The sequence below is a fragment of the Acinetobacter sp. YH12076 genome, from assembly GCF_013419525.1.
Classification (GTDB): domain Bacteria; phylum Pseudomonadota; class Gammaproteobacteria; order Pseudomonadales; family Moraxellaceae; genus Acinetobacter; species Acinetobacter amyesii.
In genome coordinates this window covers 95,144-119,140 of the sequence record NZ_VOZY01000010.1, presented here as the reverse complement: position 1 = coordinate 119,140, position 23,997 = coordinate 95,144, and the positions used below count along the sequence as shown (strand labels likewise).

19 protein-coding genes are annotated in these 23,997 nt (G+C 40.0%); 10 read left to right on the top strand and 9 right to left on the bottom strand.

Annotated elements, in window-relative coordinates; translation table 11 throughout:
- Positions 1–192: 192 nt before the first annotated feature.
- The 3 genes from FTU22_RS11525 to FTU22_RS11515 all read right to left on the bottom strand — a co-directional run bounded on the left by FTU22_RS11525 (position 193) and on the right by FTU22_RS11515 (position 3,100).
- The gene (locus FTU22_RS11525; protein WP_180094532.1) at positions 193–2,058 is read right to left on the bottom strand and encodes a SurA N-terminal domain-containing protein; all 1,866 of its coding nucleotides are present in this window, start codon (positions 2,056–2,058) and stop codon (positions 193–195) included.
- 132 nt (positions 2,059–2,190) lie between these two features.
- Positions 2,191–2,463, bottom strand: a complete 273-nt coding sequence (locus tag FTU22_RS11520; RefSeq protein WP_078188662.1) for an HU family DNA-binding protein — start codon at positions 2,461–2,463, stop codon at positions 2,191–2,193.
- Between the two features lie 166 nt (positions 2,464–2,629).
- Positions 2,630–3,100 carry a phasin family protein gene (locus tag FTU22_RS11515; protein ID WP_180094531.1) on the bottom strand — a complete coding sequence of 157 codons (471 nt, stop codon included), beginning with the start codon at positions 3,098–3,100 and terminating at the stop codon, positions 2,630–2,632.
- Positions 3,101–3,305: 205 nt separating this feature from the next.
- Between FTU22_RS11515 and FTU22_RS11510 the strand changes: the two genes are divergently transcribed.
- The 8 genes from FTU22_RS11510 (at position 3,306) to fdx (ending at position 9,481) form a co-directional block, all read left to right on the top strand.
- On the top strand, positions 3,306–3,953 hold the full coding sequence (locus FTU22_RS11510) for a hypothetical protein (protein WP_078188664.1): 648 nt from the start codon (positions 3,306–3,308) through the stop codon (positions 3,951–3,953).
- Positions 3,954–4,065: 112 nt separating this feature from the next.
- Positions 4,066–4,539: an Rrf2 family transcriptional regulator gene (locus FTU22_RS11505; RefSeq protein WP_078188665.1), complete on the top strand. Its 474-nt coding sequence runs from the start codon at positions 4,066–4,068 to the stop codon at positions 4,537–4,539.
- 1 nt (position 4,540) lies between these two features.
- On the top strand, positions 4,541–5,758 hold the full coding sequence (locus FTU22_RS11500; RefSeq protein ID WP_078193480.1) for an IscS subfamily cysteine desulfurase: 1,218 nt from the start codon (positions 4,541–4,543) through the stop codon (positions 5,756–5,758).
- Positions 5,759–5,862: 104 nt separating this feature from the next.
- Complete coding sequence (gene iscU / locus FTU22_RS11495; RefSeq protein ID WP_078188667.1) at positions 5,863–6,249, top strand: Fe-S cluster assembly scaffold IscU; 387 nt, start codon at positions 5,863–5,865, stop codon at positions 6,247–6,249.
- 37 nt (positions 6,250–6,286) lie between these two features.
- Positions 6,287–6,607 (top strand): iron-sulfur cluster assembly protein IscA, encoded by a 321-nt coding sequence (gene iscA / locus FTU22_RS11490; RefSeq protein WP_180023773.1) that lies wholly within the window; start codon positions 6,287–6,289, stop codon positions 6,605–6,607.
- 104 nt (positions 6,608–6,711) lie between these two features.
- Positions 6,712–7,227, top strand: a complete 516-nt coding sequence (gene hscB, locus FTU22_RS11485; protein WP_078188669.1) for a Fe-S protein assembly co-chaperone HscB — start codon at positions 6,712–6,714, stop codon at positions 7,225–7,227.
- A gap of 39 nt (positions 7,228–7,266) precedes the next feature.
- A complete protein-coding gene (gene hscA / locus FTU22_RS11480) occupies positions 7,267–9,126 on the top strand; it encodes a Fe-S protein assembly chaperone HscA (RefSeq protein ID WP_180094530.1) in 1,860 nt (619 codons plus the stop codon).
- Between the two features lie 16 nt (positions 9,127–9,142).
- Complete coding sequence (gene fdx, locus FTU22_RS11475) at positions 9,143–9,481, top strand: ISC system 2Fe-2S type ferredoxin (protein ID WP_078188671.1); 339 nt, start codon at positions 9,143–9,145, stop codon at positions 9,479–9,481.
- A 174-nt stretch (positions 9,482–9,655) separates the two neighbouring features.
- Here the strand turns inward: fdx and FTU22_RS11470 are convergent, their stop codons facing one another.
- The 5 genes from FTU22_RS11470 to aspA form a co-directional block, all read right to left on the bottom strand.
- Complete coding sequence (locus FTU22_RS11470) at positions 9,656–11,122, bottom strand: adenylate/guanylate cyclase domain-containing protein (RefSeq protein ID WP_180042105.1); 1,467 nt, start codon at positions 11,120–11,122, stop codon at positions 9,656–9,658.
- A 61-nt stretch (positions 11,123–11,183) separates the two neighbouring features.
- On the bottom strand, positions 11,184–11,618 hold the full coding sequence (locus tag FTU22_RS11465) for an HIT domain-containing protein (protein ID WP_067762788.1): 435 nt from the start codon (positions 11,616–11,618) through the stop codon (positions 11,184–11,186).
- 223 nt (positions 11,619–11,841) lie between these two features.
- Positions 11,842–15,309, bottom strand: coding sequence for a transcription-repair coupling factor (gene mfd / locus FTU22_RS11460; RefSeq protein WP_180094565.1), 3,468 nt, complete (start codon positions 15,307–15,309; stop codon positions 11,842–11,844).
- Positions 15,310–15,488: 179 nt separating this feature from the next.
- Positions 15,489–15,845, bottom strand: coding sequence for a hypothetical protein (locus FTU22_RS11455; RefSeq protein ID WP_078193486.1), 357 nt, complete (start codon positions 15,843–15,845; stop codon positions 15,489–15,491).
- Positions 15,846–16,180: 335 nt separating this feature from the next.
- On the bottom strand, positions 16,181–17,629 hold the full coding sequence (aspA, locus tag FTU22_RS11450; RefSeq protein ID WP_180094529.1) for an aspartate ammonia-lyase: 1,449 nt from the start codon (positions 17,627–17,629) through the stop codon (positions 16,181–16,183).
- 423 nt (positions 17,630–18,052) lie between these two features.
- On the opposite strand from aspA, the gene putP reads away from it, so the two are divergent.
- On the top strand, positions 18,053–19,555 hold the full coding sequence (putP, locus tag FTU22_RS11445; RefSeq protein ID WP_180094528.1) for a sodium/proline symporter PutP: 1,503 nt from the start codon (positions 18,053–18,055) through the stop codon (positions 19,553–19,555).
- A 62-nt stretch (positions 19,556–19,617) separates the two neighbouring features.
- Here the strand turns inward: putP and FTU22_RS11440 are convergent, their stop codons facing one another.
- Positions 19,618–20,112, bottom strand: a complete 495-nt coding sequence (locus FTU22_RS11440) for an Lrp/AsnC ligand binding domain-containing protein (RefSeq protein ID WP_180007830.1) — start codon at positions 20,110–20,112, stop codon at positions 19,618–19,620.
- Between the two features lie 133 nt (positions 20,113–20,245).
- Here FTU22_RS11440 and putA point away from each other — a divergent pair, with 133 nt between their 5' ends.
- Entirely contained in the window at positions 20,246–23,977 is a 3,732-nt protein-coding gene (gene putA / locus FTU22_RS11435; protein WP_180094527.1) for a trifunctional transcriptional regulator/proline dehydrogenase/L-glutamate gamma-semialdehyde dehydrogenase, read from the top strand.
- Positions 23,978–23,997: the final 20 nt, after the last annotated feature.

The following is a 23,997-nucleotide window of genomic DNA, read 5'->3' as shown; positions in this document are numbered from 1 at the left end:
ATATACAGAGATGTCATCCGCTTAATCCTTTGTCGTGATGAGTTATTTCTTCTTCATATTATTTTTTGAGAACACCAATCTACGATGCTAGAGTCGATATTTCATTTGCCAAATCTTTAAAATAAAAATTATATCTGTCAATTTAAGCCAAAAAAACCAGCTCGAAAGCTGGTTTTTTTAAAGCTACCTTAATTATTTAATTTTGGCATGATCTTTTAGATAACGTGTGTAGTCATCAAATTCTTGCTGACCACGAAGCTGTTGATAAAGTTTTTTTAACTCATCTAACTGCTCACCCGTTAATGCCGAATCAGATTGTTTATTCACTGCAGTCACAGCAACTACAACCAACTCATTTGGTAGATTTGTAGTCGTAACAGACCAATGACCTGCTTTCGGCGCTTTTACACTAAATGCAGCACGTTGAATTTCGCGTTTCAACAAACCATCAGCACGAGTGAAGGTACCCGCATTTTCAAAGTTTAAATTGCCTTTCGCGACTGAAGCAGCAGGTTTTGCAGCAAACTCTTTCAATGTCGCTTGAATCTGGGCTTTTGCAGCATCAGACGCTTTCTTTTCAATCAGCTGAGTTTTCACATGCGCTTTCGCTTCAGCTAAGGTTTGAACACCTGCAGCATGGTAGTTACGCACTTTCACCCAAACTACATCACCGTTTTTCAACTGAATGCTCGATGAAACATTACGTTCACCATTTTTAACATCATCGTTAAACAATTTAACTTTGACGTTTGCATCACTTAAAACTGGATGTTGCGATGCTAATGTTAAGCCATTCAATGATTGAACTTTTACACCTTTCACTTCTTGACCCACGACATCAAGGGCATCACTGCTCACAACCATATCATTGAGGCTGTTTATAGTGTCAGAAAAAACATTGGCTTTTTTCGAAGCAGCGACTTCTGCTTGCAGACGAGCTTTTTCTTGTTCAAATGAAGCCACTTTTACAGCTGGAGCCACTTTTTCGATCAAGTGATAACCACTGTCTGTTTTCACTGGAGCAGTCACTTGACCAGCTTGAGCACCTTCAACTGCTGCATCAAATGCATCACCAAATACACCTTTTTCATAAGCAACCAATTCACCGCCTTTCGCTTTAGATTCAGGATCTTCAGAGAATTGCGCAGCAGCTTGGTTAAAGCTTAAACCCGCTTTAATTTTAGCTTGAACACTTTCAGCCAGTTTTTTAGCTTCGGCATCTGAACGATTGTCCGCAGTGATCATGATGTGCTTAACGATAGGTTTAACTGACTTCTGTGCATTCTCAACAAAGCTGTTATACGCTTCTTTCAGTTCAGCATCAGTTGCAGCTTCTACAGGTGCAGTAATATTGGCAGGTGTTAATACGACAAAATCTGCATCAACACTAGTTGCTTGCTTAAATTTGTTTTTATGCTGCTCATAATAAGCGGCAATTTCAGCATCAGATACTTTTACATTTTTCTTGTAATTTTCAAGATTAATGCTCGCCAACTGAATACTACGTTGTTCCGTTTGTAAGTTCGCAATTTGCAAGATATCAAGCTTACTCACCAATGCATATTCCATAAATGTTGTAGACAACATTTTTAAAGCATGGTCTTTACGTAAATTATCAATGAATGTGCGATTCGTCATACCAATCGATTCGAGGTATCGCGCAAATGCTTCATCAGAAAATTGACCATTGACTTGAAAGCTTGGCTGCTGATGAATCATTTGCACAATTTGTGCATCACTCAAGCTAATGCCTAATTTATCAGCTTGTTGCAATAGCAATTGGCGTGAAACCAAAGTATCCATCGCTTTATTGCTAATGAAATTTTGATTCAATAATGTTTCATCACCCTGAGCATATGCCAGATATTGTTCTTTTAATGAGTTCGTCAGTGCTTCGAGTTCTTTTTGAGAAATTTCAGTACCGTTTACAGTCTTTGCTGCATCTTTAGATCCACCACTAAAATATCCTTCAATACCTACAAGTGCTAAAGGGGTCAAAAACAAAACGAGCAAGACCTTGCCCAGCCAACCCTTAATGACTTTACGAAACGATTCCATAAGTATTCCAATATTTTATTTGCGGTGAATTTTAACCGAAAACCCGAGATGAATGAATGCGATATATCAATTAATCACATTTACCAATAAAAAACGCGCCAAATAATGGCGCGTCTCATGTGCTTAATAAGATTAAGCTACAGAATCTTTCAAGCCTTTACCCGCTTTGAAGCTAGGAACTTTGCTTGCTTTGATTTCTAAAGTCGCACCAGTTTGTGGGTTACGACCAGTACGTGCAGCGCGTTCTTTAACGCTGAATGTACCGAAACCAACTAAAGTAACTGTATCACCAGCTTTTAATGCATTGGTAACTGCAGCAATTGTAGCATCTAAAGCTTTACCGGCATCGGCCTTAGATAATCCCCCATTTTCGGCAATTGCATCAATTAATTCTGATTTATTCATGAAAATTACGTCCTCTTAATATCGTTTATTTAAGGTTCAAGAATTTGTATAAAACGCCATAACGCCTTTATAGCAATGCTTTAGGGTTAAACGCAATACTCCTCAACCTCTTTTTATAGAATTTTTTGACGAAAAAAACCTTGAAAATTCGATAATATTAAAAAAGTTAGTGTTTTTTTAATATTTCGGCCCTCAGTTGGGCATTCTCTTCGGCCAATTGGTCAACTTTAGTATGTAATTGAAGTATAAGCCTTTCTAAGTGCTGTAAATCCTTTACAGTCACCAATCCTAAACGGTTTAAAGAATGATTAACACCATTATCTAAAATTTTTTCTACTTTATCTTTCGTATCGGTTACAGATTCCTTGGCTTTTTCTGAAACTTTTTCGACAGTTTGATCTGCAATATCAATCGTTTTGGACTCAAGCTCCTCTCCAACTTTGACTAAAGAGTCAAAAAGCTTATTTCCCTCTCCCTCAGCACGTGAAAAAGCACCTAATCCAGCCAACCAAATCTGTTTGGTGTATTTACGAAAATCCATTTTAGAGCGACGATCAGAATGACTACGTACCCGAGGATTAGCCAGCTTTTCTGATGTTTCCTGTGCATCGTCAATTATGCTTTCTGTATTTTCCATAATCCCCACTTCTCCTGATTATTTTATGTGCACATCAACATGTGATTCTTCATTTTAACAACATAATAGCAAACATATAACTTGATAGATTGATTAAACTGTTCTACAAAGCTAGTGAATTACCAAATTTTTGGTATATTCTAAGTTCCTCTAGAGCAGGACGCTCAGTTTCCAGTGCTTTCAGATTTTAACAAGGACATTTTTTATGAGCGATACGCAACAAACACAAGCTCAACCACATTTGTTGCTTACTATGACCCTGATTGTTTTAGAAACGATTTTTACCTTCATTTTAAAACATGACCGTGTTGTAGCATTACAAGCTAAAAAATTTGTTGATCAAAAAGTCGCACTAAAAATAAATAGCTACATCCCTTATTTTGACTTTTATGTTCAGTTTACTGAGCACGGCATTCTGTTCGACACGAAATCTCCAGATAAAGCCATCGACCTTGATGTCCGTACGACATTAATGGATTTGGTTAAAATTTTTGTATTTGGTAATCGCAAAAGCATCAAAACCATGCGTATCGATGGCGATGTGGTTCTAAAAGATGAATTTCGTGATTTGGTTTCTTTATTTAGTGTGCCGAAAATTTTATCTGACTGGAAACACTGGTTGTCTGAACCTGTCGAAGAAAACGATATCGTTGCATCTAAAAAACGTATTGCCCCACTTTTAGAAAAAATTGAACAGCAACGCTCTAAAATAAACACGCTACAAGTTGAAGTTAAACAATACAAAAACCGTATTAAGCGTATCGAACGTCGTCAAAAGCGGATTAATATCGCTTTTAGTCTAATATCTGTTCTTTTAATAACGTTATTAGTGTATAATGTGTGGTTCAAATAAATACATAATTTTTCAGACAAAATAAAACAAATAAACAATCTCAAAAAAACTTGACTATTTTAGTCAGGATTCATAAAATCTGCACATCTAGACTTAACATGTGTATCGAATCATGCGCTTAACAACTCGCGGTCGCTACGCAGTGACTGCTCTACTTGATCTAGCTTTGCAGCCAACTGAACAAACGATCACTCTTGCAGAAATTGCAGCTCGTCAAACCATTTCAGTGGCCTATCTTGAGCAGTTATTTGCAAAATTAAAGCGTCACGGCTTAGTTTCCAGCATCCGTGGAGCTAACGGTGGTTACCACCTTGCTCGTAGTGCTGAAGACATCACTGTTTTGGAAATTATTGAAGCTGTAAATGAAACAGTTGATGCAACCCGTTGTGACCACAAAGGCAACTGCCAAAATGGTGCAATGTGCTTGACTCACGATTTATGGCAGGAACTCTCCCACCACATTGCCGATTATCTTGCAAAAATCACCCTTGCTGACCTTGTAGCACGCGATAACGTTCAAACCGTATCAATTCGTCAAAATTCAGCAAACTTTGATTCAGCCCTTTTATCGGTTACAGGTATTTGACATGAAGCGTCCTATTTATCTTGACTATGCAGCAACTACACCTGTAGACCCTCAAGTCGCAGAACGTATGATGGAATGTCTAACGTTTGACGGTACTTTTGGTAATGCAGCTTCTCGTTCTCATGCTTACGGCTGGCAGGCAGAAGAAAAAGTAGAATATGCACGTGAACAAGTTGCTAATCTAGTAAAAGCTGATCCACGCGAAATCGTTTGGACTTCTGGTGCAACTGAATCTGACAACCTTGCGCTTAAAGGTATTGCTCAGTTCTATGCATCTAAAGGCAAGCACATTATTACAAGTAAAATTGAACATAAAGCAATTCTTGATACTTGCCGCGAGCTTGAAGAAGAAGGTTTCGAAATTACTTATCTTGAGCCAGAAGCAAAAACAGGTTTAATCACACCTGAAATGGTTCAAGCAGCCCTTCGTCCAGATACAATTCTTGTATCTTTGATGATGGTGAACAATGAAATCGGTACAACTACAGATGTAGCTGCAATCGGTGAATTGACTCGTGCAAACAAAACTTATTTCCATGTAGATGCTGCGCAAGCTGCAGGTAAAGTAGAAATTGATCTTTCAACAATGAAAGTTGATTTGATGAGTTTCTCTGGCCACAAAATCTATGGTCCTAAAGGTATTGGTGCTCTTTATGTACGTCGTCAACCACGTGTACGTATTAAAGCGCAAATGCACGGTGGCGGTCATGAACGTGGTATGCGTTCAGGTACGCTAGCGACTCACCAAATCGTGGGTATGGGCGAAGCGTTCGAACTTGCTGGCAAAAACCTGCATGCTGAACAAACTCGTATTCGTGTACTTCGTGACAAACTTTGGAATGGCTTGCAAGATCTTGAACAAGTCTTCCTCAACGGTCACCCAGAATACAACGTTGCAAACTATCTAAACGTCAGCTTTAACTTTGTTGAAGGTGAATCGTTAATGATGGCACTTAAAGATTGCGCAGTATCTTCTGGTTCTGCATGTACATCAGCAACTTTAGAACCATCTTATGTACTTCGTGCATTGGGTCTTTCAGACGAATTGGCTCACAGCTCGATTCGTTTCAGCTTTGGTAAATACACCACTGAAGCCGATATTGACCACGTACTTGAAATTACCAAAGCAGCAGTTGAAAAACTACGTGATCTTTCACCGCTTTGGGACATGTACAAAGAAGGTATCGACCTTAATTCTGTAGAATGGGCTGAACACTAATTCATCCCGGTGAGATAGCTTTTATTTTAAGGCTATCTCATTGATTAACGTAATTTCACCCCCATATTAATCTTAAGGCTGACCCCGAGGTTTGGAGAAGCATCATGGCTTATAGCGAAAAAGTAATTGATCATTACGAAAACCCTCGTAATGTTGGTGTTTTAGACAAAAATGCAGAAAACGTTGGTACAGGTATGGTCGGTGCACCAGCTTGTGGCGATGTTATGCGTCTACAGATCCAAGTTGATGACAACGGCGTAATTGAAGAAGCTCGCTTCAAAACTTACGGTTGTGGTTCAGCAATTGCATCTAGCTCATTAGTAACAGAGTGGCTAAAAGGCAAAACTCTTGATGAAGCTCAAGCAATTAAGAACATTGATATTGCAACTGAACTTGCACTTCCACCAGTAAAAGTACACTGCTCTGTACTTGCTGAAGATGCAATTAAAGCTGCTGTAGAAGACTACCGTAGCAAGAAAGTAAAAGCTTAATTGTTTACGTGTTTTAAAAAAGATTAACGGAGTTTTCATGATTCATTTAACTGAAAATGCTGCAACTCATATCAGCAATTACATCAAGAATCGCGGTAAGGGTGAAGGCATTCGCGTTGGCGTGAAAACTTCTGGCTGTTCTGGTTTAGCTTATGTACTTGAGTTTGTCGATGAAATTGACACGCATGACCAAGTATTCGATCAGTTTGGCGTAAAAGTATTCGTTGACCCCAAAAGCTTAGTTTATCTTGAAGGTATGGAGATGGACTATGTGAAAAATGGTTTAAACGAAGGCTTTGAATTTAATAACCCAAATAAAAAAGGCGAATGTGGCTGCGGCGAATCGTTTACGGTTTAAGCCATTTCCACGCTCCTTTTTCGCATTAAAACAGTGTAAAATTCACTGTTTTAATTGCATTTAAAGCAACACTTTTTGCACCTCTATTGCGGACACCATCTCCCATGAATCATTTTGAGTTGTTTAACTTACCTGTAGCACTCGATATTGATTTAGCAGTTTTAAAATCTGAATTTTTAAAGTTGCAGCAACAATATCATCCAGATAAAGCCGAAGACAAAGATCTAGCCCTGATTAAATCTAGTGAGATTAATCAAGCATTTAAAGCTTTATCCAATGTTGATAGCCGCGCTGCATATCTTTTAAGTCTCAAAAAACAAGATTATCACCTTGATCAATCAATTAGTGATTTTGAGTTCCTACAAGATGCCTTAGAAATTCGTGAACAGTTAGATGAGGCAGGCTCTGCTGATGACCTCACTTCACTTAAAACTGAAGTTCAGCAATGGATAGACGGTTTGGTTCGTGAATTCAAAATTGATTATGACGACGAAGACTGGGCTGAAGCACGTGATACCGTACGTAAATTACGCTTCTTCCAAAAAGTAATGGCTGACATCGATAAAGCTGAAGATCGCTTCTTAGACGACGATAGCTTTGATTTAGACGATGATTTTTAATTTATTTTTTATATTTGACGTTCAAAGGATGTAACACACATGGCTCTCTTGCAAATTGCAGAACCTGGTCAATCAAGTGCGCCGCATGAACACCGCATCGCAATTGGTATCGATCTTGGGACTACACACTCTTTAGTAGCCACGGTACTTTCTGGTAAAGCGAAAGTGCTTAACGATGAACATGGTCGTGTGTTACTCCCTTCTATTGCACACTATGGCGAATCCACTACGCAATATGGTGACGATGCAAAGGCATTCTTAACGACTGATCCTAAAAACACCATCGTTTCTGTAAAACGCTTTATGGGTCGCTCTAAAGCAGATATCAAATTCCAACACCCGTACAACTTAGTCGGTGAAGCGAATGAAATGCCTGCTTTTGAAACTGCACAAGGTCGTAAAACACCCGTTGAAATTTCTGCTGAAATTTTAAAACAACTCAAAGACCGTGCAGAAAGCAGCTTAAATAATCCAGTAAATGGTGCTGTCATTACTGTGCCTGCCTATTTTGATGAAGCACAGCGTCAAGCAACGCGTGATGCAGCACAGCTTGCAGGCTTAAATGTACTGCGTCTTTTAAATGAACCGACTGCTGCTGCAGTGGCTTATGGCTTAGACCAAGACACCGATCTGGCACACGATCAGAACTATGTGATCTATGATTTAGGTGGCGGTACTTTTGACGTTTCAATTTTACGTTTCTCTCAAGGTGTTTTTGAAGTTCTAGCAACGGGTGGCCATACGGCGCTTGGTGGTGATGACTTAGACCGCCTGATTGTAAAATGGGCAAAAAAACAACTAAATATTGAAACTTTAGATGATGCGGAATATGCACATTTCATCGTTTCTGCTCGTAAAGCAAAAGAAGCTTTAACCGAGGCTGAATCTGTAGAGCTTAAAGTTCTTGATCAATCATTGACTTTAGACCGCCCTACTTTTGAATCAATCATTAAAGTTGCTTTGGATAAAACCATCAGCGTTTGTAAACGTGTCATGCGTGATGCCAAGCTTGAGCTTAGCGATATTCAAAATGTGGTATTGGTCGGTGGTTCTACTCGCTCGTATGCTGTACAAAAAGCTGTTCAAGATGTCTTCAATCAAGAACCGCTCTGCACTATTAACCCTGATGAAGTTGTGGCCATTGGCGCGTCGATTACAGCGAACCAGCTTATTGGTAACTCTAAAGATGGTTCACTACTTTTAGACGTCACGCCGCTTTCTTTAGGTTTAGAAACCATGGGCGGTTTGGTTGAGCGCCTTATTTCGCGTAATACAGCCATTCCAGTGGCGCGTCGCCAAGAATTCACAACCTATCAAGATGGTCAAACAGCGATGTTGATTCATGTTGTACAAGGTGAACGTGATCTGGTTGAACATTGCCGTAGTCTAGGTCGTTTCGTTCTTCGTGGAATTCCACCGATGACTGCGGGTCAAGCACGCATTGAAGTGACTTTTCAGGTCGATGCTGATGGTTTACTCACGGTGTCAGCCAAAGAAACCACTTCTGGAGTACATGCTCAAATTGACATCAAACCATCTTATGGTTTATCTGATGCCGACACCGAACGCTTACTAATTGATGGTTATAAGTTTGCTGAAGAAGACAAAAACTTACGTCATCTTCAAGAAACCAAAGTTGAAGCAAAACGTGAACTTGAAGCACTTGATCAAGCACTTAAAGTAGATGCTCAACTCCTCAGCCAAGAGCAACATAGTTCCCTCACTGCTGCACGCACTGTTTTAGATGCTGCACTGGAAACGACAGATATCAAAGCTATTGAACATGCTGTAGAACAGCTTAAAATACATAGCGATGCATTTGCTGCAGCTCGTATGAATCAGCACATTGATGCCGCACTGAAAGGCACAAAACTCGATGACTGGTCAAACTCAAATTAATTTATAGGTCAAGATTATGCCACGTATTAAAGTACTGCCTCACGCAACAATCTGCCCAAACGGCGCTGAGTTTGAAGTCGAAGCAAATGCTAACCTTTGCGAAAGCATGTTAAAAAACGGCATCAAAATTGAGCATGCATGTGATATGTCTAAAGCGTGCACCACTTGCCATGTGGTCGTACGTAAAGGTTTTGATGGTCTAGATGAAATGGATGATGTCGAAGCAGATCTTCTCGATCGTGCTTGGGGATTAGAACCAGACTCTCGCCTGTCATGCCAAGTAAAAATTGAAGATGAAGATTTGGAAATCGAAATTCCTAAATACACCATCAACCATGCTTCAGAAAATCATTAATTTATAGATAATTTTCTATAATCAAAAAGCCAGTTCATCGTAACTGGCTTTTTTATGCATAAATCTATTCAACAATTCAAAAAAAGAAGACGTTTTGATAAAAGAATGAATTGAGTTATTTTTACAATTTAAGGCAATACGATTAGATCAAATTTTTATAATGTATATGTGAAATTAAGAGTGAGATTCAGTTTTTTTGACTTCTTCGATCACTTCGTCTTCTAAATTCAGTTTAACAATACCAGCAGAGTTGGTCATTTTTTGCTGAGTTTGTAAGCGTTTAATCATACGTTCTAAAACATGTATTAGTTCAGGATATTCAAAGTTTTGTACTTCATCTAAGTTCAACAATAGATTAAAGCCTTTATATTCATAGTCGAACCAACGTTGATAATCTGTTTTCTGTGAGGTGTATTTTTCCATCACTTGCCAAGTACGTACTGGGCCTTTGATGCCTTTTAAGAAGATCGGTGCTTTAGGTGCACATAAATAGTCATTTTTCACTAAATGATGCGTATCGTCTGAAATCAAAATTTCGTCGACTTCAGCAGCACTTTGCAATCGTGCAGCCAAATTCGCATCACGACCCACGATGGTATATGCCATACGGTGAGCTGCACCATAGTTCCCAACGTGACAATACCCTGTAGAAATACCCATACGAATGTGTAGCGGCGGATAACCCATTTTAATCCAGCGTTCACGCAGTAACTTCATTTGCTGACGCATAACCATTGCCATCTCTAAACAGGTTTTTGCATCTTGCTCTACACCTTGGCTATGTGGATCACCAAAGAAGATTAGAATTGCATCACCCATAAATTTATCGACAGTCGCTTCATACTGTTTGGCAATCTCAGTCATATGACTCAAATAGTCATTGAGTAGAAATGCTAAATCGTCTGGGATTAATGTTTCAGAAAGTTCTGTGAACCCTTGGATATCTGAAAAGAAAATCGTGAGTTTTTTACGTTTATATTCGATTTTAGCTTCAGACTCACCTTTCATAATCGATTGCCAAAGCTGCATTGGCGCATAACGACTCAATTGATTAGCGAATTCCATATAACGATTCATCTGATCATAATAGTGGTTCTTTTTATTGCTCAAAGACTGAACTTGGGTGTGTTGATAAAATGTCCCTACACTGAAATATGTAATAAGACACAAAAAACCTAGAACGGTTAACTCACTGCTGGTTGACTCAAAATATTCTTGAAAACCAAAGATATAAATATTACATAAATAAAATACAGTGACACCAACAATCCCAGCTAAGGACATCATTAAGAAATTAATTTTGTTATAAATGGTTGTATATAGCAGCGCAAAGACCGCAAGAAAGGTTAAAACGAGGCTTAAATGTACTGCAGACATTAGTACAGCAATTACTATGATATCGATCAGAAAAAGCACATTGCGCTTAACTTGATTGCTATATCGATAAATTAACCAATGAGAAAACTTAGGAACGACTAAAATCAGAAAAAATAAAAATACAGGAATATAGATTTGATATTGCGTATCTGGCTGAGTGTAATGATAGACAACAATCACCAAAGACAGCATGATATATCCCATCAAACGATGAAAATATTCAAACTGTTTAGGCTCTTTGCTGATTAAATTGTCTAACGGCACTCGATCGCCCCCATACGGACACTCATTCTTCTACTATCCTGATATTGTCCGTAAATCGGGATTAGTCCATACGCCAATCAAAAGGCATATCACCTTGACCACGTAGTGCAAGCATCAGTGTTTGGCGCATGTGTGCCAAGACATCATTGTTATAAGGAACTGCTGGCGTACCCCAAACTGGTTTCGGCCAAGCCACATCATTTTGATAACGAACAACATGATGAAAATGTAATTGTGGAACCATATTACCCAATGCAGCTACATTCATTTTGTCTGCACGGAATACACGTGACAATTGGCTTGATAACCAGCTTGACTCACGTAAAAACTGCTCTTGGTCTGCCTGACTTAATTCATAAAGCTCTGTAATTCCCGGAACACGTGGAATCAAAATAAGCCACGGGAATTGCATATCATTCATCAAACGACATGTTGACAGAGGAAAGTCGCCTACATAAAACGTATCTTGAGCAAGTTGTGGATGTAAACTAAACATATCTTTATAAATGATGCAAAATTAGAATGATGGCTAATACTATCACATCCTTATGGGTGTGAATATTCAGTACAGAACGTTTCATTACAAATAAACCGCATTTGAATAAAACGTTGCTTGCTTATGACTCTAATAAATTTTTCAAAAAAATCAAGCGTTTCTTCTATAGAAAAAACACGCATAAAAATTTACTCATTCTAAACAAGCAATTTATACGCCAAATCTAGTGATTTGGCGTTAATTCCTTCAGTAAACTGTCTAATAAGTCATTTATAAATTGAATGCGTTTGTCATATTCTTCGAGCATGACCATCACTTTTAGACGCTGTCCACCTTCCATTCGGAAGAAAGTCGGATGCTTTTGCATCATTTGGATGATGGATATGGCTTGAACTGGTGTATCTGGCGAGAACTCAATACTGCCGCCATGTGAGCTGATATCAATTTTTGTAATACCCAATTGTTCCGCTTTTAAACGCAACTGATGGACAGAGAATAACTGCTTAACTGCTTGTGGTGGTAAGCCAAAACGATCGATCAACTCCATACGAATGTTATCGAGTTTCTCTTGAGTATCCGTATTACTAATGCGTTTGTAGAACAATAACCGTTGATGTACATCACCTAAATAATCATCTGGAATTAAGGCTGGCATATGCATGCTAATTTCAGCCGTTAATGATAATGGAGAGTCAAAGTTAGGTGTTTTGCCTTTTTGAATGGCTTTGGTGGCCTTTTCAAGCATTTCCATATATAGACTATAACCGATGGTTTGCATTGAGCCACTTTGCTGTTCACCCAGCAACTCACCTGCACCACGAATTTCTAAGTCTTCTGTAGCCAACATGAAACCCGCACCCAAAGTCGATGCACGAGAAATGGCATCTAGGCGTTTTTCAGCATCACCTTTTAGACCTTTGAGCGAAGGCACTAGTAAATAAGCATAGGCTTGATGGTGCGATCGACCAACACGACCACGTAGTTGGTGCAACTGCGCTAGTCCAAGTTTATCTGCACGCTCAATCAAAATGGTATTGGCGTTTGGCACGTCAATCCCAGTTTCAATAATGGTTGAACACACCAGTACGTTATATTCTTTGTGATAGAACTGTTGCATGATTTGCTCTAGTTCACGCTCACGCATTTGACCATGAGCAACCGCAACACGTGCTTCAGGGACCAATTCACGTAAAGTCTCTGCCGTACGTTCAATGGTCTCGACTTCGTTGTGTAAGAAATACACTTGTCCACCACGTAGTAATTCACGCAAGATCGCTTCTTTGATCGAATCTCCAGTATGCTCTTGTACAAAGGTTTTCACAGCAAGTCGACGTGCAGGCGGCGTTGCAATAATAGATAGATCACGCATGCCACTAAAAGCCATATTCAGCGTACGTGGAATAGGCGTTGCAGTTAGCGTTAGCATATCAACATCGGCACGTAAAGCTTTAATTCGCTCTTTATCACGTACACCAAAACGGTGCTCTTCATCCACGATCATGAGGCCGAGATTTTTAAATTGCACACTTTCCTGCAAGATTTTATGTGTGCCAATCACAATATCCACTTTGCCTTCTGCGAGGTCTTCAATGGTTTTGGTATGTGATTTTGATGAACCAAAGCGTGATAGGACTTCAATACGTACAGGCCAGTCCGCAAAACGGTCTTTGAAAGACTCGTAGTGCTGCTGTGCCAACAGCGTCGTTGGAACAAGTACAGCCACTTGTTTGTTATTTTGTACTGCCACAAATGCAGCACGCATGGCCACTTCTGTTTTACCAAAACCGACATCACCACAAACCAAGCGATCCATCGGCTTCGCTTGTTGCATGTCATACAGTGTCGCTTCAATAGCATTGGCTTGGTCTAAAGTTTCTTCATAGGCGAAGCCACTTGCAAACTGCATATAGAGGCTCTGATCCAGTTCAAAACCATAACCCGGTTTCGAATGACGACGTGCTTGAATATGCAAAAGTTCTGCCGCCACATCATGGATCTGCTCTAAAGCCTTGCGTTTGGCTTTAGACCATGCATCTGTGCCTAATTTATGTAATGGTGCTAGATCAGGGTCACCACCGCTATATCGGCTAATTAAATGCAGGTTTGTTACAGGGACATACACCTTAGCTGCATCGGCATAGTCTAACTGCAAAAACTCATGGTCTTGGTCATCGATACTCAAGGTAATTAAACCTGCATATCGCCCCACACCATAATCAATATGAACCACAGGTGCGCCAATACTGAGCTCGGTTAAACTACGAACAAGAAACTCTTCTGATACTTCCTGTTGGCGTTTACGACGACGTTGAACCACACGGTGTTCATAAAGCTGATTTTCAGAAATTACACTGAGTTTGTCAGTTAGCAATAAACCACGATCTAAGGGCGCATTGGTGATCGCAATCGCATGCATAGAATGCATAAAATCATCAAAACTTTCGACCGTCGGGATATCACCCAAACTTGGACGCAATGCATCTTTTAAGGTTTCACGTCGACCTGCGCTTTCAGCCACCAATAGCACTGGATAATTTGCCGCATCTATATATTGCTTAACCGCAGAAAATGGCTTTTCACGTTTTGGATCGACAGGTAAACGGGGTGGAATCTCAGCTGCAAGATTGATCACGCCAGTGCGTTCATCAAAAGCCTCAGGCGAAGCTACGATACGACGGCAAAGATTTAATTGTTCTAACACTTGATTTGGTTGTAGGAAAATCTGCTCTGGCGGCAAAATCGGTTGGTCGACATTATGACGGCGGTCTTCATAACGACGCACAATATCCGACCAAAACTGAATCAATGTGTCATCAATAGCTTTATCTGTAATGACAATGCCATTCTCTGGTAAGTACGAAAATAGCGTACTTTGCTCTTTCATGGCTTGTTCAGAGAAGAACAACGGAAAATAAAACTCAATACCCGGTGAAGCTATGCCATCTTGTACATCCTGATAAATTGGATTTTTCTTTGGATTTGCCGTCGGAAAATTTTCCGCATATCGATCACGAAACAGTGAGCGCGCTTCTTTTAATGGAAATTCTTTTGCAGGTAAAACCGTAAAATGATCTAAGTTTTGGGTGGTTCGCTGAGTTTCAGGATCAAAGAATTTGAGGGTATCGATTTCATCATCAAATAAGTCAATACGAATCGGTGAACTTTGCCCCGAAGCGTAAATATCCATGATGCTGCCGCGTACTGCAAATTCACCATGATCATAAACGGTATCCACCAAGTGATAGCCCGCTTGTACTAATCTTAATTTTTGTTGTTCTATATCAAATTTTTGACCTACTTTAATATCAAAGTGTTCACCTAATACCCAAGATGCCGGTGCAACTCGCTGCGCTAAGGTTGTTGCCGAAACCAACAACACGCCTTGCTGTGGCATATTAGACAAAATCGCCAAGCGTTCAGAAACGATGTCTTGATGTGGCGACAGTCGGTCATAAGGTAAAATTTCCCAATCAGGGAAAATTGTTGGCTTGATTCCGTAAAATTCCAGCTCACTTTCTAACTGCCCCAGATGCTGATTATTACGAGCAACAATCACAAACAATTGTTTCGATTGTTTGCTAATTTCTTTAAATAATAATGCAGCAGATGAGCCTTGTAAGTTTCCGACCCACCGCTTTTCGCCAGCTTTAAGCTGTTTAAGATTGAGTTGTGAAATTTCTTGCTGGAACATGATGTAAATAGCTTTTAATGTTTTAATCACTTGGTGATCATATTAACACGATGCTTTTTACATTCCGAGATTTAAGCAACTATATACAGTGTTTTAACCAATATGGATTTGCGATTTTATTTTCTATTGAAGAGTACCATTAACGCACCCATCAAACTCAAACACTGCAGTCCATTCACTTACTTACGATCACGGATGAATTGACGATAATAATCATTCAATAGTTTGACATAGAGTTTAAACTGCAACAGATTTTCTTCAGTATTGCCTAATCGTGCAACAAAGCGTTGACTTGCAATTTCCAAGTCTATTTTTTCATTGATAATCATTGCAGTTGCATAGAGCTGTTTTAAATCATCGAAATTTGTCATTTTTCTATTCGACAGATATTCCATACGTTCAGACAATGTATTTAAAACTACGCCTTCAATGATATAGCCCTGTGTTTCATCATATTGAATGTGGTGTTGTTCTAAGTAAAGTTGCTCAGGCGACTCTTTAGCGCCTTTGAATAAATCGACTAACTTATTAAACATCTGACTATCTACAACATGATAAAAAACCTATTGTACTTCGATTACATCCTTTTTTGGGCAAGTTAAAGTATTTCTGACTTTATCTATGCGCTAATTTTTTCATCCAAACCTTCATGACTATATATAGAACTATAATTACGATCTTAAGCAAATATAGCGTTTTATTTTCAACACAATACTTTCTTTTAGAAATTAAGTTCCTATTAGAGACTTAATACATCACTGCCATCAGATTAGTTTTCAAGATTTACTACTGATCATTTTCAAATAAAAAACGAAGGATTAACCTTCGTCATTTACTCTTCATTTACTATTTAGAATTCTTAAATATGCATTTAACTCACTTGAGCGAGTGGCATACTAAAGGGTGTCACTTCAGAAACTAAATTTTCAATCGAGAAAATTTCATCCAATTGACTTGCAGTTAACAGCTCTTGCTCTAAAACCACTTGGCGAATGGTTTTATTTTCGGCAATACATTGCTTGCCGATTTCATCACATTTTGCATGACCTAAATATGGATCGAGTAAGGTCACGATTCCTACACTACGCATCACAGCATCAAAACATGCTTGCTCATTTGCCTGAATGCCTTGAATACATTTGCTGTCTAATGTTTTTACGGCATTCACCAAAAGCTCAATCGATTCGTTCATGGACAATGCAATCACCGGCTCCATGACATTTAATTGTAATTGCCCTGCTTCCGCAGCCAAAGTAATGGTTAAATCATTACCCATTACTCGAAAAGCAATTTGATTGACCACTTCAGGGATCACAGGATTGACCTTTGCAGGCATGATCGACGAACCTGCTTGTAACTCAGGTAAACGAATTTCCGCTAAACCTGTTCGTGGCCCCGAACTTAAAAGACGTAAGTCATTACAGATTTTAGAAAGTTTGACAGCTAAACGTTTTAAGCAACTTGATAATAAAATAAATACGCCACAATCGCTGGTTGCTTCGACATAGTCTTCTGCACCTTGCAATTTTAGACCGGTCAAATGAGCTAAATTTTCAACGGCCTTCGCTGCATAACCCGCAGGAGAATTCACGCCAGTACCAATTGCCGTCGCACCTAAATTAATTTCCAATAGAAGCTGTCGATTTTGCTCAATCAACTTCAAATCTTCTTTTAATAATGTTGCAAATGCACGGAATTCTTGCCCCAAAGTCATCGGAACAGCATCTTGTAACTGTGTACGCCCCATTTTGATGACATGTTTAAACTCATCGGCTTTAATATGTAAGCTTCCAATTAGCTGATTTAAAACCACAAATAAAGCATCAAAAGCGCTAAATGTTGCTAGACGCAGCGCTGTTGGATAGACATCATTGGTGGATTGTGACTTATTAACATGATCGTTTGGATGAATCCGTTGATAACTGCCTTTAGCATCTCCGAGCGACTCAAGGGCAATATTGGCAATGACTTCATTGGCATTCATGTTAATAGAAGTGCCTGCTCCACCTTGATAAATATCAATTGGAAATGAATCCGACCATTGTTCTGGATGATCAATCAATGCATCACACGCCTGCTGAATCGCTTGGCGAATATCATCTTGTATTAAGTTAAATTGATAATTGGTTTCTGCTGACGCTTTTTTTACCTGAGCAATAGCGCGTACAAAGTTTAAATTTTGTCCGACATGCTGCTTTGATATTTGAAAGTTTTCGATGGCACGCAATGTGTGTATGCCGTAATAACATGACTGCGGGACTGCTTTATCCCCCAGTAAATCATGCTCTATTCTCGTTTTTTCCATTTGAACCGTTGTCACTGCGCATTCCCTCTAATTACGCACCAAGACTGTGCATACCTCATATTCGACCTGTTCAAATCATCTCACTACAGATGATGTGATGCACATTTGCAACCAAATATTTCAAATGCACATTTCTTGTTCAATATGTAACATTGTGTAATTTTTACCTATTTTCATTAGTTCTCTTTTTGTGATGAGAAGTCTTAGGTAGAGTTGCTTACCAAAATTTAAATTCCCGTCTGGACAACATTTCAGCAGTACAATAAAAAATTCGATTTGTAATAAGAAAAAATAGTATTTACACAAAATATACATAAAATATGCTTAAAGGTTACAGAGTGTAATTTTTAAATCGTGCTTGAATCTGCGACTTACGACAGAAGTACAAATTTTCATCTAGGACAGAGATGATTTGCTTTCATTAAGGACGAACCGCCTATGAGCCATTTAAACCCGACATTAGTCACCTTTATTTTTTATATTCTTGCAATGCTTGCCATTGGTTTGTATGCCTACAAAGCTACGCATAACTTTGACGAATACATTTTAGGTGGACGAAGTTTAGGAAGTGTTGTGACTGCACTTTCAGCAGGTGCATCCGACATGAGTGGTTGGCTACTCATGGGTCTCCCTGGTGCAATTTATCTATCTGGTCTTTCCGAAGCTTGGATTGCAATCGGCTTAATTATCGGTGCTTGGTTGAACTGGTTGATCGTTGCTGGTCGCTTGCGTGTTCATACCGAATATCAAAATAATGCCCTGACCCTGCCCGATTATTTCACGAGCCGTTTTGCAGACCGTAAAAAGATTTTACGTATCATTTCAGCTGTAGTGATTTTAGTGTTCTTTGCGATTTACTGTGCTTCTGGCATGGTGGCTGGCGCACGACTTTTCGAAAGTTTATTCGGTTGGAACTACACAACAGCACTGTGGATTGGTGCAATTGCAACCATCAGCTATGTCTGTATTGGTGGATTCTTAGCGATCAGTTGGACCGATACTTTCCAAGCGGGTCTGATGATCTTTGCACTGCTGATCACACCGATCATCGCCTACCTTGCTTTAGGTGATAACAGTCAAAATCTTGCTGCTATTTTGGAAACAGCTCGCCCGCAAGCTTCTAATTTATTTGAAGGTTTAAGTACAGTTGCGATTTTATCCAGCATGGCATGGGGCTTAGGCTATTTTGGTCAGCCGCATATTTTGGTTCGCTTTATGGCAGCCGATTCTGTTAAATCCATTCCGAATGCACGACGCATTGGTATGACATGGATGATCCTGTGTCTAGGCGGTGCTGTAGCAGTGGGTTATATCGGTATTGCTTACTTCCAAGTCCACCCAGAACTAGCAAGCGTCGTTAATGCTAACCCTGAAACGGTATTTATGGAATTGACTAAAATTCTATTCAATCCGTGGATTGCAGGGATTATTTTAGCCGCAATTTTAGCTGCGGTGATGAGCACACTTAGCTGTCAGTTATTGGTGTGTTCAACAACCTTGACGGAAGATTTGTACAAAGGATTTATTCGTAAAAACGCATCGCAAAAAGAATTGGTTTGGATTGGACGTGCGATGGTCTTAGCAATTGCCGTATTTGCAATCACCTTTGCAATGAACCCTGCAAGTAAAGTTTTAGGCTTAGTGGCTTATGCATGGGCAGGTTTCGGTGCTGCATTTGGCCCACTGATTATTCTTTCATTGCTTTGGAAACGTATGACGCTTAACGGAGCAATCATTGGCATGATCGTGGGTGCAGTGACTGTCATCGTATGGAAAAACTACTTAGGCCACCTTGGTTTATACGAAATCATTCCAGGCTTTATTTTCTCTGCGATCAGTATCGTTGTGGTGAGCTTATTGGGCAAAGCACCAGAGACGGATGTGGTTGAACGCTTTGAAAAAGCCGAAGCGCAATATCAAAAAGAAATGTCTGAAATCTAAAATTTTTGACACTAAAAAAGGGGCTAAATGCCCCTTTTTAGTACTCAATTATTGATGATTAGCTACTTCGGCCGAGCCGCAGGTTTCAGTTTAATTTGCATACTTTCTTTAATTACTTCCATTACAGGATAACTACGCGTTTCCTTGATACCAGGTAATTGCCAAAGCACCTGCCCTGAAATTTTTCTAAATTCTTCCATGTTTGCACAGCGTATTTTCACTACAAAATCAAAACCACCACTGATCATGTGACATTCTACGATTTCTGGAATTTGACGCACTGCATCCGAAAAATCTTCCAATACATTGGGCGTAGTTTTATCTAGTAAAATCTCCACAAAAACCACAAATCCATTGTTGAGTAAGACCGGATTTAAACGTGCTTCATAGCCTAAAATAAAGCCCTCTTTCGATAATTTTTGCACACGTGCCAACGCCGCAGTGGGTGATAAATTCACCATTTCCGCAAGCTTAATATTGGACAATTTTCCGTCTTCTTGCAACAGCTCTAAAATTCGAATATCTATACGGTCTAAGCTCAAATATGGGCTACTCATCTGAATTTTTCTCTAAATATTATTAAAACTATAGTGAGTTATTCGCTAAATATTCTGTGATGATAAATTAAATAAAGGATCAAGCTCAAGATTTATTTGCTCGTCATAGAACTTTGACACGGAAAATTGAAACATGAATGGAAAAGTATTTGAAGTCACGGGAAACGATGACTACATCACTGAATTTAAAGACAAGAATAGCTTTGAACAATCGATTAATACAGCATGGCGTCGTGCTGAAACTGAGTGCATTGAAAACTTATTAGCACACAGTGAAATCCCTTCCCCGATCAGCGATCAAATTCAACAATTGGCTTTTGACTTAGCCCATTCATTACGTGAACGTAAAAGCGGTACAGGTAAAGCAGGCATTGTGCAAGGCTTGCTACAAGAGTTTTCATTGTCTTCTCAGGAAGGCATCGCGCTCATGTGTTTAGCCGAAGCGCTACTTCGTATTCCAGACAAAGCAACACGTGATTTACTGATCAAAGATAAAATCAACCAAGGTAACTGGAAAGATCATGTTGGCCAAAGTAGCCTCATGTTCGTAAATGCTGCTGCTTGGGGCTTAATGCTGACGGGCAAACTGATGGAAACCCCTCAACAAAAAAGTCTGTCTAGCCTACTCACCAGTATTTTAGCCCGCAGTGGACGTGGCATTATCCGTAAAGCTGTCGACGTGGCTATGCGTATGATGGGCGAACAGTTTGTTACAGGTGAAACCATCAATGAAGCGATTAAACATGCAGAAATTTTAGAAGACAAAGGCTTCCGCTATTCATATGACATGTTGGGTGAAGCAGCATTAACTGAACCTGATGCAGAACGTTATTATCAAGACTATACCGATGCGATCCACGCGATTGGACAAGCTTCTGAAGGTAAGGATGTTTATAACGGTGCAGGTATTTCAATCAAATTATCTGCCCTACACCCACGCTACCAACGCTCACAGATCGACCGTGTGCATAACGAACTTTATGGCAAAGTGCTTGAACTTGCAGTATTAGCAAAGCATTACAATATTGGTCTAAACATTGATGCTGAAGAAACTGACCGCCTAGAAATTTCTTTGGAACTACTTGAGCGCCTGTGTTTTGAGCCTAAATTAGCAGACTGGAAAGGTATTGGATTTGTGATTCAAGCCTACCAAAAACGCTGTTTCTATGTGGTCGACCATATTATTGACCTCGCTAAGCGTAGCCAAAAACGTTTAATGATCCGCTTAGTGAAAGGTGCATACTGGGACAGCGAAATTAAGAAAGCGCAAATTGAAGGTATGAGTGACTATCCTGTATTTACGCGCAAAGTTCATACCGACCTGTCTTATATTGCATGTGCTAAAAAACTTTTAGCAGCGCCTGAGCAAATTTATCCTCAGTTTGCAACACACAATGCGCAAACCGTTGCTACGATCTACCAATTAGCACAGCCAGAGCTTTACTATCCAGGCCAGTATGAATTTCAGTGCCTTCACGGTATGGGTGAACCCCTCTATGAACAAGTGGTGGGTTCGAAGTCTGATAACAAACTGGGTGTGCCTTGTCGTATTTATGCACCAGTGGGTAACCATGAAACCTTATTGGCCTATTTGGTTCGACGTTTACTGGAAAATGGTGCGAATACCTCTTTCGTCAACCGTATTGCAGATAAAAATTTAAAAATTGAAGATTTAATTGAAAATCCAAGACAGACGATATTAGCGACGGCTGAAAAAGAAGGTATCACTGGCGCTAAGCATCCTTCTATCCCATTTCCGCAAGATTTGTATGGCACAGAACGTCGCAACTCAAAAGGACTCGATTTAGCCAATGATCGCGACTTATCTCAGCTCAATACCACGGCAGTACAGCATGCACATACCCAGTGGCATGCTAGTGCAATGGGTGCTAATTTAGAAGAAATTCATACTGCAAGTATCAACATTACGAACCCTGCAAACCGTAGTGATGTAGTCGGCACTGTCAGCGAAGCCAGTTTAGAACAAGCGGAAATCGCTCTCAATAATGCGGTCAATGCCCAAGCTTCATGGAAAACTTTAGCCAAAGACCAGCGTGCAGCATGCTTAAACCGTGCGGCGGCTTTGATGGAAGCACAATTGCAATCTCTGATGGTGTTATTGTCACGTGAAAGCGGTAAAACCTACGCCAATGCTATTGCTGAAGTCCGTGAAGCTGTAGATTTTCTACGTTATTATGCGGCTCAAATGATTGATCTAGCTGAAAATACGCAAATTGAACCCCTTGGTACTGTGCTGTGCATTAGCCCGTGGAACTTCCCGTTGGCTATTTTCACAGGTCAAATTGCTGCGGCCTTGGTTGCAGGTAATACCGTGATTGCCAAGCCTGCTGAACAAACACCGCTAATTGCTGCTCAAGCTGTACATATTTTATGGGAAGCAGGTGTTCCGTTTGATGTATTGCAACTCCTTCCTGGCCGTGGCGAAACCATTGGTGCCAAACTCAGCGCGGACTCACGTGTCCAAGGCATCATGTTTACAGGTTCAACGGAAGTCGCACGTATCTTGCAAAAAACCGTGGCACAGCGCTTAAACCAATTTGGCGAGAGCGTGGTATTGATTGCTGAAACTGGTGGTCAAAATGCCATGATTGTTGACTCATCAGCATTGACAGAACAAGTGGTATTGGATGTCGTTAACTCTGCCTATGACAGTGCAGGTCAACGCTGTTCTGCCCTACGTATTCTCTGTGTACAAGAAGATAATGTGGACGTTGTCCGTACCATGTTACAAGGTGCGATGAAGCAACTTCGTGTCGGAAATCCTGCACTTTTAGCAACTGACATTGGCCCAGTGATCGACCTTGAAGCACAGCAAAATATTGAAAAACATATTGAGAAGATGCGTAGCAAAGGCTATCCAGTACATCAAATCATGTTTAATGCTGATGACAATGCCTTAAGTACGGGAACTTTCGTTGCACCAACTTTGATTGAACTGCCAAATTTAAATGATTTAGAACGCGAAGTTTTTGGGCCAGTATTGCATTTAATCACCTACAAATATGGTGAGATTGAAAACCTATTAACACAAATTAATGCCAAAGGTTATGGTTTAACCATGGGCTTGCATACACGTATTGATGACACGATTCAAAAAGTCATCGGTCATGCAGAAGTCGGCAACTTGTACATTAACCGTAATATTGTAGGTGCAGTGGTCGGTGTACAACCTTTTGGCGGCGAAGGCTTATCAGGTACTGGTCCAAAAGCTGGCGGTCCTTTATATCTTTACCGTTTAATGCATCAAGTTTCTGAGAAAAAATTAGCTTCACCGTATGCAGCTCAGGCAGAAACGCAAGCTGCACACTTCCCTGCATATGAGGCTTTTAACACTTGGGCGAAGCAGCATTTTTCAGGCATTGCGATTCAAGCACCGCAGACCATAGCCGCTGGACAAAGTTTTGAGCTACAAGGCCCAACTGGTGAAAACAACCAATATGCCATTTTGGCACGCAAGGGTGTGCTTTCATTGGCTAATAATGATGCAGATCAACTGCATCAAATTGCTGCGATTTTATCGGTGGGTAGTCAGCCTGTTGTACTTGCAGACAATGCTTTTGTGTTGAAACACTTAAATAGCATGCCAAAAGTCCTCGTAGACCAATTTAAAGTGATCACTGATATTTATCATGGCAATTTTGATGCGGTTTTACATCATGGTGAAAAAGCTGAGTTATTAAAAATTCAACAAGTCATCGCGTCTCGTGAAGGTGCAATTATTGGCATTACGCATTTAGCTTCAGGCCAATATGACATCCCTGTAGAACGTTTCGTGATTGAGCGTGCAATCAGTGTCAATACTGCGGCAGCCGGTGGTAATGCCAGCTTAATGACGATGAATTAAACACTGAATTGAACACCAAC

Excerpts from the sequence above, each read along its gene's own strand:
- FTU22_RS11505 (WP_078188665.1), top strand. The coding sequence starts at position 4,066 with ATGCGCTTAACAACTCGCGGTCGCTACGCAGTGACTGCTCTACTTGAT.
- iscA (WP_180023773.1), top strand. The coding sequence starts at position 6,287 with ATGATTCATTTAACTGAAAATGCTGCAACTCATATCAGCAATTACATC.
- FTU22_RS11525 (WP_180094532.1), bottom strand. The coding sequence starts at position 2,058 with ATGGAATCGTTTCGTAAAGTCATTAAGGGTTGGCTGGGCAAGGTCTTG.
- FTU22_RS11515 (WP_180094531.1), bottom strand. The coding sequence starts at position 3,100 with ATGGAAAATACAGAAAGCATAATTGACGATGCACAGGAAACATCAGAA.
- FTU22_RS11465 (WP_067762788.1), bottom strand. The coding sequence starts at position 11,618 with ATGTTTAGTTTACATCCACAACTTGCTCAAGATACGTTTTATGTAGGC.
- hscA (WP_180094530.1), top strand. The coding sequence starts at position 7,267 with ATGGCTCTCTTGCAAATTGCAGAACCTGGTCAATCAAGTGCGCCGCAT.
- FTU22_RS11520 (WP_078188662.1), bottom strand. The coding sequence starts at position 2,463 with ATGAATAAATCAGAATTAATTGATGCAATTGCCGAAAATGGGGGATTA.
- FTU22_RS11500 (WP_078193480.1), top strand. The coding sequence starts at position 4,541 with ATGAAGCGTCCTATTTATCTTGACTATGCAGCAACTACACCTGTAGAC.
- iscU (WP_078188667.1), top strand. The coding sequence starts at position 5,863 with ATGGCTTATAGCGAAAAAGTAATTGATCATTACGAAAACCCTCGTAAT.
- putA (WP_180094527.1), top strand. The coding sequence starts at position 20,246 with ATGAATGGAAAAGTATTTGAAGTCACGGGAAACGATGACTACATCACT.
- putP (WP_180094528.1), top strand. The coding sequence starts at position 18,053 with ATGAGCCATTTAAACCCGACATTAGTCACCTTTATTTTTTATATTCTT.
- hscB (WP_078188669.1), top strand. The coding sequence starts at position 6,712 with ATGAATCATTTTGAGTTGTTTAACTTACCTGTAGCACTCGATATTGAT.
- FTU22_RS11455 (WP_078193486.1), bottom strand. The coding sequence starts at position 15,845 with ATGTTTAATAAGTTAGTCGATTTATTCAAAGGCGCTAAAGAGTCGCCT.
- FTU22_RS11440 (WP_180007830.1), bottom strand. The coding sequence starts at position 20,112 with ATGAGTAGCCCATATTTGAGCTTAGACCGTATAGATATTCGAATTTTA.
- FTU22_RS11510 (WP_078188664.1), top strand. The coding sequence starts at position 3,306 with ATGAGCGATACGCAACAAACACAAGCTCAACCACATTTGTTGCTTACT.
- fdx (WP_078188671.1), top strand. The coding sequence starts at position 9,143 with ATGCCACGTATTAAAGTACTGCCTCACGCAACAATCTGCCCAAACGGC.
- mfd (WP_180094565.1), bottom strand. The coding sequence starts at position 15,309 with ATGTTCCAGCAAGAAATTTCACAACTCAATCTTAAACAGCTTAAAGCT.